A 15231-nucleotide genomic window follows, 5' to 3' on the forward strand; every position below is an offset into this window, starting at 1 on the left:
CGGCCTTGCCCACCGCAGCTTGCGGACTCACCAGAAGAATAAAAAGAGGTGGATATGAACACGACTTCGGTCACAGCAGCGATAGACGATGCGCCCCAGTCGGCGCGTTGCGCTCCCTCCCATGCCGACATCGGCACCTTGCTCGACCAGGGCCCCTTCACCGGCATGCAGAAGCTGGTGGTGCTGTTGGCGGCGCTGTCCATCGTCATGGACGGCTTCGACGGTCAACTGATCGGTTTTGCCATTCCGCTGATGATCAAGGAATGGGGCATCACCCGCGAGGCGTTCGCCCCGGCGGTGGCCGCCGGGCTGATCGGCATGGGCATCGGCAGTGCCTGTGCCGGACTGTTCGCCGATCGTTTCGGCCGGCGCATGGCGGTCATCGCCAGCGTGTTCGTGTTTGGCGCGGCCACCTGCGCCATTGGCCTGGCGCCCAATGCGCTGGCGGTGGCGGTCTTGCGCTTCATCGCCGGCCTGGGCATCGGAGGCGCGCTGCCCAGCGCGACCACGGTGACGGCGGAGTTCACCCCGGCGCGGCGGCGCACCCTGGCGGTGACCGCGACCATCGTCTGCGTGCCCCTGGGCGGGATGCTGGCGGGGCTGTTCGCCTCCCGGGTATTGCCGCTGTATGGCTGGCGCACCTTGTTCTTCATCGGTGGCAGCCTGCCCATGGTGCTCGCCCTGCTGTTGCTGGTGACCCTGCCGGAGTCGCCGCGCTTTCTGGCGCGCCGACCGCAGCGCTGGGGGGAGTTGAGCGCGTTGCTGGGGCGCATGGGCCGGCCCATGGCCGCCGGGGTGAGCTACAGCGATGCCCTGGAGCAGAAGAGCGAGAAGCAGGGCGGTTTCCGCAGTCTGTTCGACCGGGGCTACGGGCGCGACACCCTGGCCCTCTGGGTGGCCTTCTTCATGTGCCTGACCGCGGTCTACAGCGCCTTCAGCTGGCTGCCGACCATGCTCCTGGCTGAAGGCCTGGAGCTGTCGGTGGCCGGTTCCGGGTTGACCGCCTACAACCTCGGCGGGGTCATCGGCGCGCTGGTCTGTGCGGTGGCCATCACCCGCTGGGGCTCGTTCTGGCCGTTGCTGATCTGCTGTGCCGGCGGCGCGGCCAGCGCCTTTGCCTTGCAGGGGGTGGATATCCATCAGCACACCGGCTTGCTGATCTTCGGCTTCGGCGTGCACGGCCTGTTCGTCAACGCGGTGCAGTCCACCATGTATGCGCTGTGTGCCTTTATCTACCCCACCGGCGTGCGCGCCACCGGCACCGCCTCGGCCCTGGCCTTCGGGCGCCTGGGGGCGATCCTCAGTGCCTTCGCCGGGGCCCTGGTGATCACCCGGGGCGGCGCCCAGGGCTACCTGACACTGCTGGGCGCGGTGATGCTCATGGCGCTGATCGCGTTGCTGATCGTGCGCCGGCACATTCCCCGGCGCCTGCCGGGCCAGTCATGAACGTGGCCCTTGAAAGGCTCATTCCATCAGGAGGTTCGATGAACATCACCATTCTCGGCGCGGGCGCCATGGGTTCGCTGTTTGGCGGCCTGCTGGCCGAAAGCGGGCAGCAGGTGACGCTGCTGGACATCAACGACGCGCATCTGGCGGCCATCCAGCGCGACGGCCTGTTGCTGGCCACCGACCACGGCGAGCGGCGCATCCGGGGCTTGAACGCCTGCCGCCCGGAACAGGTCAGCGGGCACCCGGACCTGTTGCTGGTCTTCACCAAGACCCTGCACACCGACAGTGCCTTGCGCAGCGTTGCCGGGCATATCACCCGGCACACCCGGGTGCTGACCCTGCAGAACGGCCTGGGCAACGCCGAAGCGGTGTCGCGGCACGTGGCCGCGCAGCAGGTGCTGATCGGCATGACCAACTGGCCCGCCGACCTGCTCGGGCCGGGGCAGGTGCATTCCCATGGCCAGGGCATGGTCCGGGTGCTGGCCCTCGACGAGGGTGAGCGCCAGGCCAGCGCTGAAGTGGCGGCGGTACTGGACGCGGCCGGGCTGAGCTGCGCGGTGGACCCCGAGGTGTGGACGTCGATCTGGGAGAAGGTCGCCTTCAACGCGGCGCTGAACAGCCTGTGCGCGGCCACCGGCTGCACCGTCGGCCAGTTGGACGCGGCGCCGGAAGGCGTGGCGCTGGCCCGGGCCATCGTCATGGAGGTGGTGGCCGTGGCCGGCGCCCAGGGCATAGTGCTGGACGCCCAGCGCTGCCTGGACAGCGTGGCCTTTGCCATGGCCAACCACCGCAGCCACAAGCCCTCGATGCTGCAGGACGTGCTGGCCGGACGGCCCACGGAGATCGGCGCGATCAACGGCCAGGTAGTGGCCCGGGCGCGGCAGGCGGGGGTGGCGGTGCCCCACACCGAAACCTTGCTCGGCCTGCTGCGGCTGATCGAGCAACGCGCTGCCTTGTAGGCGCCGGCTTGCCGGCGAAGAGGACCTTGGGTCTTGTGTGCTTGTTGCGGGCGTCTTCGCTGGCAAGCCAGCTCCTACACAAGCCCGCCCCATACAAGCCAGCTTTTGGGTGACACATCGGTTTATGAATGCTGTTTCTTGAGGAGATTGTTCATGAGTGAATCCAACGCGGTCTATCGCGATCTGCATCTGCAACCCATCGCCGGGCAGTGGCGCGCCGGTGCCGCCGGCAAGACCCTGGCGGTGACCAACCCCTACGATGGCGCGCTGTTGCTGGAAGTGGCCCAGGCCAACCGCAGCGACCTGGATGCGGCCTACGCCAGGGCCGCCCAGGTGCAGCCGCAATGGGCGGCCCTGGGCCCGTCGCAGCGCGCGGCGGTGCTGCACCGGGCGGTGGCGATCTTCGACCGGCGCCAGGAGGAAATCGTCGACTGGATCATCCGCGAATCCGGCAGTACGCGGATCAAGGCCCTGGCCGAGTGGGGCGCGGCGCGGGCCATTACCCTGGAGTCGGCGTCGTTCCCGGCGCGGGTCCATGGGCGGATTGTCGAGTCCGATGTACCGGGCAAGGAAAGCCGGGTGTACCGCAGCGCCCTGGGGGTGGTGGGGGTGATCAGCCCGTGGAACTTTCCGCTGCACCTGACCCAGCGTTCCATCGCTCCGGCCCTGGCCCTGGGCAACGCGGTGGTGGTCAAGCCGGCCAGCGATACCCCGGTGTGCGGCGGCCTGCTGCTGGCGAGGATCTTCGAGGAGGCGGGGCTGCCCGCCGGGGTGTTCAGCGTGGTGGTGGGGGCTGGCAGCGAGATTGGCGATGCCTTTGTCGAGCACCCGGTGCCGGCGCTGATCACCTTTACCGGCTCGACCCCGGTGGGGCGCGGTATCGGCCGCATCGCCAGTGGGGGCGAGCATCTCAAGCACGTGGCCCTGGAGCTGGGGGGCAACAGCCCGTTCGTGGTGCTCGACGATGCCGACCTGGAGCTGGCGGTGAACGCCGCGGTGTTCGGCAAGTTCCTGCACCAGGGGCAGATCTGCATGGCGATCAACCGGATCATCGTCGATGAGCGGCTCTACGAAGCCTTTGCCCAGCGTTTCGTGGCCCGGGTCAAGCAACTCAAGGTGGGGGATCCGCAATCGCTGGAGACGGTGATCGGCCCGGTGATCAATGCCCGCCAGTTGCAGGGCCTGCAGGACAAGATCGCCCTGGCCCGGGAGCAGGGAGCCGAGCCGCTGTACGAGGGCGGGGTGAACGGCAATCTGCTGGCGCCCCATGTCTACGGCGAGGTGGGGGCCGACATGGACCTGGCGCGCAATGAGATCTTCGGCCCGCTGGTGGGGCTGCTGCGCGCTCGGGACGAAGCCCATGCCCTGGAGCTGGCCAATGCCAGCGAGTTCGGCCTGTCCAGCGCGGTGTTCACCCGCAGCCTGGAGCGCGGGGTGAACTTCGCCCGCCAGGTGCGCGCGGGCATGACCCACATCAACGATGTGCCGGTGAACGATGAGGCCAACGCGCCGTTCGGTGGCGAGAAGAACTCCGGGCTGGGGCGCTTCAACGGCGACTGGGCGATCGACGAGTTCACCCGCGACCACTGGATCAGCGTGCAACACCGGCCGCGTCAGTATCCCTTCTGACGGGCTGACCTGAACAACCCCGGCCGCCCTGGCCGGGTTTTTGAGCATCCGTGAATGGACGGGCCGTCACGGGCCTGTCGGGGCACGGCTGCGTCCATGAAAAACGGAGAACAATAATAATGAACACCCGTCATCCGATGCTTTGCCGTTCCCTGGTCGGGGCTTGTCTGTCAGCGGGCCTGTGCGCCCCTTCCTGGGCTGGCGAGGACAGCGGTTTCTTCGAGGGGAGCAAGACCGACCTGCTGCTGCGCAACTACTACTTCAACCGGGATTTTCGCGACCACGACGCGCCCAAGGGGCAGATCGAGGAGTGGGCCCAGGGCTTCATCCTCAAGTTCAGCTCCGGCTACACCCCGGGCACCGTGGGTGTTGGCCTGGATGCCATCGGCCTGTTCGGCCTCAAGCTCGACAGCAGCCGCCGGGTCAGCGGTTCGGAGTTGCTGCCGGTGCACGACGACGGCCGCGCGGCGGACAATTTCGGCCGCGCCGGGGCAGCGTTGAAGGCGCGGATTTCCGCCACCGAGTTCAAGCTCGGCGAACTGCTGCCGGACGTGCCGCTGCTGCGCTATGACGATGGCCGCCTGCTGCCGCAGACCTTTCGCGGGGCCATGCTGGTGTCCCGCGAGATCGACGGCCTGGGCCTGCAGGCCGGGCAGTACCGGGCGGTGAGCCTGCGCAACTCGTCGGACATGCAGGACCTGTCGGCCTGGGCCGCGCCGGGGGTGAAGTCCGATGGCTTCAACTACGTGGGCGCCGACTACCGCTTCAACCAGCAGCGCACCCTGTTCGGTGCCTGGCATTCGCAACTGCAGGACATCTACCGCCAGAGCTATTTCAACCTGCAGCACAAACAGCCGCTGGGCGACTGGGTGCTGGGGGGCAACCTGGGCTACTTCATCGACCGCGACGATGGCAGCGCGCGCATCGGCCGGGTCGACAGCCACACCGCCTATGGCCTGTTTTCCGCCGCGCGGGCCGGGCACACGCTGTACCTGGGGGTGCAGAAGGTCAGCGGCGACAGCCCCTGGATGTCGGTCTATGGCAGCAGCGGCCGGACCCTGGGCAACGACATGTTCAACGGCAATTTCAGCAACGCCGGCGAGCGTTCCTGGCAGCTGCGCTACGACTATGACTTTGCCGCTTCCGGGGTTCCCGGGCTGCTGGCCATGGTGCGTTACGGGCGTGGCGACAACGCCACCACCAAGGCCGGCAAGGACGGCCATGAGTGGGAGCGTGATACCGAGATCGGCTACACCCTGCAGAGCGGCACCTTGAAGAACCTCAGCCTGCGGCTGAACAACGCCACCAATCGGCGCAGCTTCAACAGCGACTTCGACCAGACCCGGCTGATCGTCAGCTACCCCTTGTCACTCTGAAAACCCTGTAGCCGCTGCCGCAGGCTGCGAACGCTCTGGGCGGCACTTCGTCGCAGGAGGCGCAGCGGTTTCGAAGGCGCTGCAGGTTCGGCGGGAGAACGCCAGGCAAGGTCCTGCGGACCTTTGCGCAGCTTCGCGGGCTCAGCAGCGGCTACAGGTATTGTCGGGGGGGCGTGTTGTGGCGGGCCTTGCGTTACTATGGCCGCCCACCTTTTTTAAGGAAGCTGCCCGGATGAGCAAACCCGGTCAAACGGTGCTGGTCGCGCTGCGCAAGATGATCGCCTCGGGCGAGCTGGCGGCAGGCGAGCGCTTGATGGAAGTGCCTACCGCCGAGCGCTTCGGGGTGTCGCGCATGCCGGTGCGCATGGCGTTTCGCACCCTGGAGCAGGAAGGCCTCTTGGTGCGTTTCGGCGGTCGCGGTTTTCAGGTGCGGTCGGTCAGCGCCGAGGACATTGCCGGGGCGGTGGAGGTGCGCGGGGTGCTGGAAGGCCTGGCGGCGCGCCAGACCGCCGAGCGCGGGCTGTCGGCCGAGGGCCGGGCGATTCTCGAACGTTGCCTGGTCGAGGGCGATGCGCTGTTCGATAAGGGTTATGTCAACGAGGAAGACCTGGAGGTCTATCACGACCTCAACATGCGGTTTCACCAGGTGATCGTGGCGGGCAGCGGCAACCCGGCGATCGCCGATGCCCTGGCGCGCAACGACCATCTGCCGTTCGCCTCGGTCACCGCCCTGGCGGTGGATCGCCAGGACATGGCCCGGGAGTACCGGCGCTTCAACTACGCCCACATGCAGCATCATTCGGTGTTCGACGCCCTGGTCAATGGCCAGGGCGCGCGGGCCGAAGCGCTGATGCGCGAGCATGCCAACGCCACCTTGCGCTACGCCGAGATCTTCGGCTCGGCCGTGGCCGACGAGCGCATGAAGCTGATCCTGCCCTCGCCGTGAGGCGCAAGGCGCTGTCCGAACAGTTTTGAGACGTAGGTCAGGCAAGGCGAAAACGGTCGAGGAGCGGCCGGGGTCGCGTCCGACGTTACGGGGTGTCAATGAGCATTCCGATCGGACTCGCGCACAAGACCGTTTTCAACGCAGCATCACCGAGTATCGAGGCTTTCGTGCAAAGCCTAGAGATCCAGCACCAGTAACGGGGTCTTGGCGCGGGAACAACAGGGCGTGAACTGATCGTTGCACGCCTGTTCTTCCTCGGTGAGGAACAGGTCGCGGTGCTCCGGCACCCCCTCCAGCACCCGGGTCAGGCAGGTGCCGCAGATCCCTTGTTCGCAGGAAATCGCCACTTCGATGCCCTGGTCCTGCAGTACCTGGACCACGCTGCGATCGGCCGGCACCTGGAACACCTGGCCGCTGCTGGCCAGCTTGACCGCGAAGCTGCCGTCGCTGCCGTGGTCCACGGGCGCGGCGCTGAAGTACTCGCGGTGCAGGCATTGTTCCTTCCAGCCCAGGGCCCTGGCGCTGTCCAGCACGTGTTGCATGAACCCGCCGGGGCCGCAGACGTACAGGTGCAGATCATCCTGCGGCGCGGCCAGGGCGTGCGCGATATCCAGGGCCGTCTCGGGCTGTTCGTCGAAATGCAGGCTGACCCGCTCGGCGAAAGGCGATTGCCGCAGGCGCGGGACAAAGGCCGCGCGCTCGGCGGAACGGGCGCAGTAGTGCAGCTGGAAATCCGCGCCGCCGTGGGCCAGGTGCTCGGCCATGCTGAGGATCGGGGTAATGCCGATGCCGCCGGCGAACAGCAGGCTGCGCCGCGCGCCGGGGGCCAGGGCAAACAGGTTGCGCGGCTGGCTGATGCGCAGGCGCGTGCCCACTTCCAGCTCTTGGTGCAGGCTGCTTGAGCCGCCTCGCGAGGCCGGATCCTTGAGCACCCCGATCACGTAGCGGTGGCGTTCTTCGGGGTGGTTGCACAGTGAATATTGGCGCACCAGGCCGTTGGCCAGATGCACGTCGATATGGGCGCCGGCGCTGAAGGCGGGCAGGGGGCTTGCGTCGGCCGCGGCCAGTTCGAAGCTGCAGATGTCCAGGGCTTCGTTGTGGCGCGCGACCACCAGTACGTCGATCATTGTCGGTCCTCGCCAGTGGCCGCATCCGGGCCGGCTGGCTGTCGGGGGCGGAGAAGGGCTTAACGGCTTGCCGCGATCAGTGCTTCCCGGGGCTCGCGCTCCTGGGCGATCAGGCGTTCCAGTACCCGTCGCGACTGCACGCCGCCGGCGTCGATGTTCAGCTTGAGCAGGCTGCGCTGGGGCTGGGCGAGCAGGTTCTGCTGCTGGCGTTCGAGCATCTCCAGGTCTTCGCTGAAGATCTTGCCCTGGCCTTCGCGGATGCTGGCGGTGAGGGCCTGGTCCTGGGGGTTGAAGTTGCGCGCCATGCCCCAGAAGTACCAGATCGAGGTGTCGCTTTCGGGGGTGATGAAATCCACCACGATGCTCGATGCCTTGAATGCCGCCGGGGCGTCGTAGCCGCCGTGGCCGGCGTGGGCCACGCCGACTTCGATCAGCACATGGCTGGGCGGGCTGAAGCGGCAGATCTGCCAGCGGTCCACCGGCACGTCGTCGGCCAGCTGGTTGCCGCGCAGGGCCATGCGCCAGAACGGCGGCGGCATGACGTTGTGCATATGGCGGGCGGTGACCACCTGATCGCCGTCCACGGTGGTCTGTGGCGGCGCTTCGTCGATCTCCTTCTGGCCGATGCTGGAGGCGTGGACGTAGGTTTCGTGGGTCAGGTCCATCAGGTTGTCGATCATCAGCCGGTAGTCGCACTGGATGTGGAACAACCCGCCGCCATAGGCCCACTGTTCGTTGTCGGCCCATTCCAGGTGATGGATCAGTGCCGGATCGGCCAGGCTCTGGTCGCCGGGCCAGACCCAGATGAAGCCGTAGCGCTCGACCGCGGCGAAGGTCTTGTTGCAGGGGAAGCCGCGTACCCGCTGGCCGGGCATGTCCACGGTCTTGCCGTCGCAGCCCATCACCAGGCCGTGGTAGCCACACACCAGGTTGCCGTTCTCGACATAGCCCAGCGACAGCGGGGCGCCGCGATGGGGGCAGAAATCCTCGACGGCGGCTACCCGGCCTTCGTGGGCGCGGTAGAACACCATTCGTTCGCCGCAGATCTGCCGGCCCAGGGGCTTGCCCTGCAATTCATCGGGGGTGCAGGCAACGTACCAGGCGTTCTTGGGGTACATGACGTCTCTCCAGGCGTTTGTTGTTTTTATTTAATGGATCCATTAAAGGGTTCGTGCTCTGGGGGTGTCAAATGAATGCGCGGATTTTCTGTTCGATAATCGGCTATTTTTGAGGTTTTAGAGCTTTGTGGATCCATTGGCGTGATTTTTATGGATCCATTGGGCGCGTGTCAGCGCACCGTCCGGGGCAGGGCGGGGGCGTGGCTGCGGGGCCGGCCAGGAGGGCGCAGCGCCAGGGGCGGGAACCTGGCGGCTGCGCTGCGGGGTGGGTTTGTGCGGCGATCAGCGCCGTTGCAGGCTGTCCTGCAGGCGCTGGATGCCTTCTTCGAGCATGGCCCGCGGGCAGCCGAAGTTCAGGCGCACGAATTGCCCGCAGTCGTCGCCGAACTCCAGCCCGGCGCTGAGGCCGACCTTGGCCTCCTTGAGGAAGAAGGCGTAGGGATCGGCAAGGCCCAGGGCGCTGCAATCGAGCCAGGCCAGATACGTGCCCTGGGGCGCGTGCATGCGGATGCCCGGCAGGCGGGTCTGCACCGCGTGCAGCAGGTAGTCGCGGTTGGCTTGCAGGTAGCCGAGTAGCGCCTGCAGCCAGGGGCCGCCGTGGGTCAGGGCGGCCAGGGTCGCCTCCAGGCCCAGGGGGCTGACGCTGTCCACCATGCCGGCGCGGGCGTTGTTGAAGGCCAGGCGGGTGGCCGGGTCCTGGACGATAGCGAAGCAGGTCTTCATCCCGGCGATGTTGTAGGCCTTGCTGGCCGACATCAGGGTGATGGTGCGGCGGGCGATCTCCGGGCTCAGGGACGCGGTGGGAATGTGCCGGCGGCCGTCGAAGCACAGTTCGGCATGGATCTCGTCGGAGATGATCAGTGCGCCCTGATCCAGGCAGGCGTTGGCCACCGCTTGCAGTTCGTCCCGGGGGAAAACCTTGCCCAAAGGGTTGTGCGGGTTGCTCAGGAGCATCGCCCCGGCGCCTTGCAGGGCCTGGCGCAGTGCATCCATGGGGGTGGCATAGGTGCCTTGCTCGGTGAGCTGGAACGGCACTTCGACCTTGTCCAGGCCCCAGTTGCCCGGGGCCAGGCGCAGCGGGCGATAGTTGGGAGTCTGCAGCACCACCGATTGCCCGGGCTTGACGAAGGCGTGCAGGGCCATGTTGAAGCCGGGCTCGACCCCAGGGAGGAAGATCAGTTCGTCGGGCTGCACGCGCCAGGCGTACTTGTCCCAGAGGTCGGCGACCACCGCGTCGCGCAATTCGTCGCGGGCCACGCTGTAGCCCAGCAGCGGGTGCTCCAGGCGCTGGCGCAGGGCCTGGAGGATGCCGTCGGCCACGGCGAAGTCCATGTCGGCCACCCACATCGGCAGGACATCTTCGGGGTAACGGCTCCATTTGGTGCTGCCGGTGCCATGGCGGGGGTGCAGGGTATCGAAATCGAAGCTCATGAACGGCTCTCGTCGCCTGGGGAAGGTAGCGCAGATTCTAGCGCTTGCGCAGGCATCCGGCAGGGAATACCGGGGCGGGCCGTTGGCCGGCATGCCGGTTGCCCACGGCGGTCGCAAGCGTTTGTGGCGAGCGCGGTGCGGCTTCAACAAGCCCTGACGCCTGTTTATTTAAATAGGGCGATTTGGAGTGCGAATGTTTCGGTTCTGGGCTTTTTTTTTGAGCCGTATTTGCGCTGTTTTTTAAGGTATTTCTTAGGTCGGGTTTTGACTCGCTGTTATATGGTGTGGCGGTTGTTGCAAGTCTTGTGTGCCAAGCAAAACAGTGTGGGCTGCGAAAAAACCAATAAAAAGGAGCAGGGCGATGAAACTTGAAAATGGAATTCGCTACCGTGATTTTTCCGTCCCCTATCTGGTGGATGAAACACTTCGGGAGGGGATTGAACGCACAGCCTTTCCCATCACGCTGGACGCCAAGTTATCCATCCTCAAGTCCATGGTCGAGGCCGGACTGCGGGATTTCGTGGTGGGTTGCGGACCGGAGGAACCGCTGGTCTGGGACCGTCTGCATCGGGCACGGCAAGCCGGCGAATTGCCGGCCGATACCCAGGCCACGTTCATCGTCCTGTTGAACTGCTGGGAAACCGCCTTGGCTTATTTCAAGGCCCGGGCCCATCGACGTGAATGGATTGCCGACACCGTCTTCAGCTTCGGCATGATCACCTACCGGCAGAGCGACCGGGAGTTCGAGCGCGCAATCCGGGCGTTTCGCGACCTCGGCGCCGTCAAGTTCAAGGCCAGCGTGCTCAACAACTTCCGCAATGGAGTGTGCGAGCAGCGTTATGCCGAGATCTGCCGGCAGATCGACTGGGCCGTCAACCTGGGCGTGGACATCATCCGCATCAACGACTCCGTGGGTTCGCTGCAACCCCATGTGACCCGCTGGCTGTGCTCCAAGCTGGTGGCGGATTACCCCCGCCTGGTGTTCTGCCTGCATGCCCATAACGACAACGGGCTGGCCCTGGCCAATACCATGCAGGCGATTCAATGCGGTTTTCAGATGGTTGAAGGGGCCCTGGCCGGATTTGGCAACCGCTCCGGAATTGCACCGCTGGAGCAAGTTGTGAAGTTGTGTCGGGACAACAATATACAGTTGGGCGCGCAGCCGCTGGATCTAGACAAGTTGATCGGTGCCGCCCGTTACTGTGAGGAAAAGTTGTTGCAGTTGCCCGGTGTCTATCGTCCGGTCAGTGGCAAGTTTGAAACACTTTCCAATTATGGCGTCTTGAATATTCCGGACTTTCTGGACACTCAGGATGAGAAGGCTTACTTCGTCAATTATGTGGGCTTGCATCCGCAGACCATCCGTCAGGCCCTGGCCGATTATTCATCGCTGAGCACCCAGGTGGCCGAGATTGCCGATGAGGAGCTGTGGCCAATCGTCGAGAGTCTGAAGGAGGAAATGCGGGCCTCGATGCCGGACATCGAGGTCCGTTATCAGCACGCGATGGCCGGGGTGATGGAGTTCTATCGCTCCTGCACCTACAGCCCGATGCACCTGGCCCGTTATGCCGAGCGCCAGCTTCTTCAGGAGCAACCGGCCCATGGATAAGGTCTTTACGGTGGTGGTGCCGCTGTTTGCGATGATTTTTGCCGGCTACTGGATAGTGCGACTGGAGGTGATCGGCAAGGAAACGGTCAAGGGCCTGGTGGGGGTGGTGTTCTGGTTGTTCCTGCCGTGCTTCATCTTTATCAAGACCCTCGGCACCCAGGACCATGGCGAGCTGGATTGGGCCTTGCTCGGCGCCTATTACCTGGCCTGCCTGGTGACCTTCATGATCGCCGCCGTGGGCGGGCGGCTGATCTGGGGCGGCAACGCGCGGGTGGCCGGCCTGCGCGGGCTGTCGTCCATCTCCGGGGTGGTGGGGTATATGGGGTTGCCCTTGATGGTCATGGCGTTTGGCGATGAAGCGGCGCTGCCCACGCTGATGATCACCATGGCCGACAACCTGGTGATCCTGGCGGGGGGCGCCCTGATCATGGAACTCACCGAGCCGCGCGAGGCCCGGGACAAGCCGGATCTGGGCCGTGTGCTGCTGACCACCGGCAAGTCGATCATCAGCAACCCGCTGATTCTGGCGGTGGCCCTGGCGGCGCTGTGCATTGCCTTGCAGTGGCGCTTGCCCGGTCCGCTGCAGATCTTCGCCACGCAGATGACCAACGCCACCGGCCCCCTGGCGCTGGTGGCCCTGGGTGCTGCCTTTGCCGTGCACCGCCAGCAGAACCTGATCAAGGGCGACTCCCTGGCCCTGGCGCTGTTGAAGGTGGTGGTGCTGCCGGTGCTGGTGTTCGTGTCCGCCCGCTATGTGTTCGGCCTCGGCGATTTCCTGGTCAAGATCGCGGTGATCATGGCGGCGCTGCCAGTGGCGGTGAACGTCTTTATCCTGGCCTCGCGCTACAAGACCTACGAGATCGAGGTGTCCAGCAGCATGCTGCTCTCGGCGGTGATGGGCATCGGGGTGATCTCGGGGTTGCTGGTCGTGCTGGATTGAGCTGCGGCGCCCTTGACCCATGAGTTGTCAAAACGCCCCGCCCGGGTAATGCCCTGGCGGGGTTTCTGTTGTTGCTCCGGCGGACTTGCTTGTCCGTCCAGGCGCGCCGCTCGGTGCGCGCATTCCCTTCGTCGATCTCGGGCCGAGTCTGCCGTCTAGGCAGCTTTTCCCTTGCCTGTGCCTCAGAAAAACCTCGTTTCGCAATGCCTCGGGTTGGGCAAACAATAAACCCCTGCATGCGCCTGCCCGACTGCCCGGGACGTTGTTGCGATGCACTGCCGATCGATTTGTTCTTCCTACAAAAACAACAGGGAGCAAGCGATGAACCGCCATTCAAGCAAGACCGCGTCCGGCGACCCCGGACAGGTCGCCAATACATCAAGCGAACGGGGCCACAGAGCCCGCAACGGTAACCATCCGGCTGCGCAACCAAGGCTGCGCCGGTTCGTGTACCGCTGACCAAGACTCGTCGTGCCTGGTGCTGTACCGCCCGTGAATACGGTCGCTTCCAGGCTCCTGCTGTGCAGGTTCGTGCGGGCGAGCCGGCTTTCTTGAGGAAGGGTTTCATGTCCAACACCTTGCGTTGCGGCGTTGCATTGTCGTGTCTTGTGCTATGTACCGGGGCTTCGGCCCAGGCGCAGAACCTCACGGTCATTTCCTTTGGCGGGGCCACCAAGCAGGCCCAGGAAAAGGCCTATTTCCAGCCATTCAACCAGAGCGGGGCGGGCCGAGTGGTGGCCGGCGAGTACAACGGTGAACTGTCGAAGATCAAGGCCATGGTCGATGTCGGCAAGACCAGCTGGGACGTGGTCGAAGTGGAAAGCCCGGAACTGTTGCGCGGCTGCGACGAGGGCCTGTTCGAGCCTTTGGACCTGTCGCGTTTTGGCGATCCGGCGCAGTTCGTTCCAGGCACCCTGAGCGAGTGCGGTGTGGCGACCTATGTCTGGTCGATGGTCATGGCCTTCGCCCCGCAGAAACTGGCCAAGGCCCCGGGCTCCTGGGCGGACTTCTGGAACCTCAAGGACTTCCCTGGCAAGCGCGGCTTGCGCAAGAGCGCCAAGTACACCCTGGAGATCGCTCTGCTGGCGGACGGCGTCGCCCCCGAGCAGTTGTACCAGGTGCTCGGTACTGCGCAAGGGGTGACCCGGGCCTTCGCCAAACTGGATCAGATCAAGCCCTTTATCCAGTGGTGGGAAGCCGGGGCCCAGCCGCCCCAATGGCTGGTGGCCGGCGATGTGGTGATGAGCGCGGCCTATAACGGACGCATTGCCATGGCTCAGAAGGAGGGCATGCAGTTGAGCATTCTCTGGCCTCAGAGCCTGTACGACCCGGAGTACTGGGCCGTGGTCAAAGGTTCGCCGAACAAGGCCCTGGCCGAGGATTTCATCCTGTTCGCCAGTCAGCCCCAGGCGCAGAAGGTGTTCTCGCAGAACATTCCCTACGGCCCGGTCCACCGTCAGGCCTTGCCGCTGTTGCCTGAAGCGGTGCAGCAGCAATTGCCGACCTATGAAGCCAACCTGAAAGGCGCGCGAGCGGTGGATGCGGCCTTCTGGGTCGACCATGGCGAGGAGTTGGAACAGCGCTTCAACGCCTGGGCCGCGCGCTGACGGCATCCCCCCGCCGCCTTGAAAAACGCCGTGTTCACCCCGTGGACACGGCGTTCTTGTTGTGGGGCATCAGCAGCACACTCACTCCCGTGGCGCTTCAGACGGCGGCGGGGGGCTGGGTCAGCCAGTCGATAAACAGCGAAAACAGCTCGGCCTGGGAGCTGATGGCCAGTTTGGTGTAGAGATTCTTGCGGTGCATGCGCACGGTTTCCGGAGAGATCTGCAGCACCTTGGCGGTGGATTTCACCGAGTGGCCGCGCAGGATCAGGTGGGCAATCTCCCGCTCGCGGACCGTCAGCAGCGGATGGCCGAAACTCATGAAGGCAGCTTCGAGCTGCTGGTTGAGGTTGGCCGGTGCCCGGGTTGGCAAGCGATCGACCGGGGCCTGGCGCAGCAGTTGCTGCAGGCCGCCGGCAGTGCCGAAACGGCGCAACAGTTCGCGCACCAGCGGCTCCACGGCCCTTAGCAGGGCCAGGGGCGCGCTGGCGAATCGTGCGCCGCTCAGGCCCTGGAACATGCACAGGGAAATCTTGCTCTGGGGGTCGAGGTCGACGATGTAGTAGCTGTCCTCGGCACCCCCGGTCTTGAGGTAGTAGGTCTTGTAGTACTGGCTGCTGAAGAAGTCGTCCGGGGCGATTTCCGAGAGGTGGTAGAAGCCTTCCGCCAGGCCGTTTTCCACGGCCAGGCAAAAGGGGTCCAGCAGGTAGCCCCGGGAAAAGTAGCGGTTGATGATCTCGTCGCGGTATTCGCCGACTATGCCTTGTTCGTGCAGCAACTGCGGCGGCAGGCCTTTGCGCTCCAGGCTGATCATCATGGATTCGATCGGGGTCAGGGCGTTCAGCGCTGCTGCCAGGCGGGGCAGGAATGCATCGTCGTCCACCGCCTGGAAAGCTTCGGCCAGGCCGGCATGCCAGGTCTGCAGGGCCTGGAGGGACGGAAGGGCGGAGGAGGTATCGGCAGGTGCGCTCATGCCCGGCAGTTTAACCGCCGGGCGCAGGCCGGGTAAGAGCCCGCGACAGGGCGCCGGGGGCATCGGTTGC

12 protein-coding genes are annotated in these 15231 nt (G+C 65.3%); 8 read left to right on the forward strand and 4 right to left on the reverse strand.

Annotation, left to right across the window (positions count from 1 at the left end):
- The first annotated feature begins 54 nt into the window (after positions 1-54).
- The 5 genes from ACMGG8_RS17280 to ACMGG8_RS17300 all read left to right on the forward strand — a co-directional run bounded on the left by ACMGG8_RS17280 (position 55) and on the right by ACMGG8_RS17300 (position 6359).
- Positions 55-1446, forward strand: a complete 1392-nt coding sequence (locus tag ACMGG8_RS17280; protein WP_060843884.1) for an MFS transporter — start codon at positions 55-57, stop codon at positions 1444-1446.
- A 38-nt stretch (positions 1447-1484) separates the two neighbouring features.
- Complete coding sequence (locus tag ACMGG8_RS17285; RefSeq protein WP_414157999.1) at positions 1485-2408, forward strand: ketopantoate reductase family protein; 924 nt, start codon at positions 1485-1487, stop codon at positions 2406-2408.
- A 153-nt stretch (positions 2409-2561) separates the two neighbouring features.
- Positions 2562-4037: an aldehyde dehydrogenase family protein gene (locus ACMGG8_RS17290; RefSeq protein WP_414158000.1), complete on the forward strand. Its 1476-nt coding sequence runs from the start codon at positions 2562-2564 to the stop codon at positions 4035-4037.
- Between the two features lie 119 nt (positions 4038-4156).
- Complete coding sequence (locus ACMGG8_RS17295) at positions 4157-5413, forward strand: OprD family porin (protein ID WP_060839775.1); 1257 nt, start codon at positions 4157-4159, stop codon at positions 5411-5413.
- Positions 5414-5645: 232 nt separating this feature from the next.
- Entirely contained in the window at positions 5646-6359 is a 714-nt protein-coding gene (locus tag ACMGG8_RS17300; RefSeq protein ID WP_060839774.1) for a GntR family transcriptional regulator, read from the forward strand.
- A 176-nt stretch (positions 6360-6535) separates the two neighbouring features.
- On the opposite strand, the gene ACMGG8_RS17305 is transcribed toward ACMGG8_RS17300, so the two are convergent.
- The 3 genes from ACMGG8_RS17305 to ACMGG8_RS17315 form a co-directional block, all read right to left on the reverse strand.
- On the reverse strand, positions 6536-7486 hold the full coding sequence (locus tag ACMGG8_RS17305) for a PDR/VanB family oxidoreductase (protein WP_060843880.1): 951 nt from the start codon (positions 7484-7486) through the stop codon (positions 6536-6538).
- Positions 7487-7545: 59 nt separating this feature from the next.
- A complete protein-coding gene (locus tag ACMGG8_RS17310; RefSeq protein ID WP_102863131.1) occupies positions 7546-8604 on the reverse strand; it encodes an aromatic ring-hydroxylating oxygenase subunit alpha in 1059 nt (352 codons plus the stop codon).
- Between the two features lie 282 nt (positions 8605-8886).
- A complete protein-coding gene (locus ACMGG8_RS17315) occupies positions 8887-10035 on the reverse strand; it encodes a MalY/PatB family protein (protein WP_108545489.1) in 1149 nt (382 codons plus the stop codon).
- 361 nt (positions 10036-10396) lie between these two features.
- Here ACMGG8_RS17315 and ACMGG8_RS17320 point away from each other — a divergent pair, with 361 nt between their 5' ends.
- The 3 genes from ACMGG8_RS17320 (at position 10397) to ACMGG8_RS17330 (ending at position 14191) form a co-directional block, all read left to right on the forward strand.
- Positions 10397-11644, forward strand: a complete 1248-nt coding sequence (locus ACMGG8_RS17320; protein WP_414158001.1) for a pyruvate carboxyltransferase — start codon at positions 10397-10399, stop codon at positions 11642-11644.
- Entirely contained in the window at positions 11637-12584 is a 948-nt protein-coding gene (locus ACMGG8_RS17325; protein ID WP_414158002.1) for an AEC family transporter, read from the forward strand. The genes ACMGG8_RS17320 and ACMGG8_RS17325 overlap by 8 nt, the downstream gene beginning before the upstream one ends.
- Before the next feature lie 566 nt (positions 12585-13150).
- Positions 13151-14191, forward strand: coding sequence for an ABC transporter substrate-binding protein (locus ACMGG8_RS17330; protein ID WP_414158003.1), 1041 nt, complete (start codon positions 13151-13153; stop codon positions 14189-14191).
- 97 nt (positions 14192-14288) lie between these two features.
- On the opposite strand, the gene ACMGG8_RS17335 is transcribed toward ACMGG8_RS17330, so the two are convergent.
- Positions 14289-15161 (reverse strand): helix-turn-helix transcriptional regulator, encoded by an 873-nt coding sequence (locus tag ACMGG8_RS17335; RefSeq protein WP_414158004.1) that lies wholly within the window; start codon positions 15159-15161, stop codon positions 14289-14291.
- Positions 15162-15231 lie beyond the last annotated feature (70 nt).

The sequence above is a fragment of the Pseudomonas sp. BNK-45 genome, from assembly GCF_047456255.1.
Lineage (GTDB): Bacteria > Pseudomonadota > Gammaproteobacteria > Pseudomonadales > Pseudomonadaceae > Aquipseudomonas.

Bases quoted from the DNA above. Each gene is read 5' to 3' on its own strand.
- ACMGG8_RS17280 (WP_060843884.1), top strand. From the start codon at position 55: ATGAACACGACTTCGGTCACAGCAGCGATAGACGATGCGCCCCAGTCG.
- ACMGG8_RS17285 (WP_414157999.1), top strand. From the start codon at position 1,485: ATGAACATCACCATTCTCGGCGCGGGCGCCATGGGTTCGCTGTTTGGC.
- ACMGG8_RS17290 (WP_414158000.1), top strand. From the start codon at position 2,562: ATGAGTGAATCCAACGCGGTCTATCGCGATCTGCATCTGCAACCCATC.
- ACMGG8_RS17295 (WP_060839775.1), top strand. From the start codon at position 4,157: ATGAACACCCGTCATCCGATGCTTTGCCGTTCCCTGGTCGGGGCTTGT.
- ACMGG8_RS17300 (WP_060839774.1), top strand. From the start codon at position 5,646: ATGAGCAAACCCGGTCAAACGGTGCTGGTCGCGCTGCGCAAGATGATC.
- ACMGG8_RS17305 (WP_060843880.1), bottom strand. From the start codon at position 7,486: ATGATCGACGTACTGGTGGTCGCGCGCCACAACGAAGCCCTGGACATC.
- ACMGG8_RS17310 (WP_102863131.1), bottom strand. From the start codon at position 8,604: ATGTACCCCAAGAACGCCTGGTACGTTGCCTGCACCCCCGATGAATTG.
- ACMGG8_RS17315 (WP_108545489.1), bottom strand. From the start codon at position 10,035: ATGAGCTTCGATTTCGATACCCTGCACCCCCGCCATGGCACCGGCAGC.
- ACMGG8_RS17320 (WP_414158001.1), top strand. From the start codon at position 10,397: ATGAAACTTGAAAATGGAATTCGCTACCGTGATTTTTCCGTCCCCTAT.
- ACMGG8_RS17325 (WP_414158002.1), top strand. From the start codon at position 11,637: ATGGATAAGGTCTTTACGGTGGTGGTGCCGCTGTTTGCGATGATTTTT.
- ACMGG8_RS17330 (WP_414158003.1), top strand. From the start codon at position 13,151: ATGTCCAACACCTTGCGTTGCGGCGTTGCATTGTCGTGTCTTGTGCTA.
- ACMGG8_RS17335 (WP_414158004.1), bottom strand. From the start codon at position 15,161: ATGAGCGCACCTGCCGATACCTCCTCCGCCCTTCCGTCCCTCCAGGCC.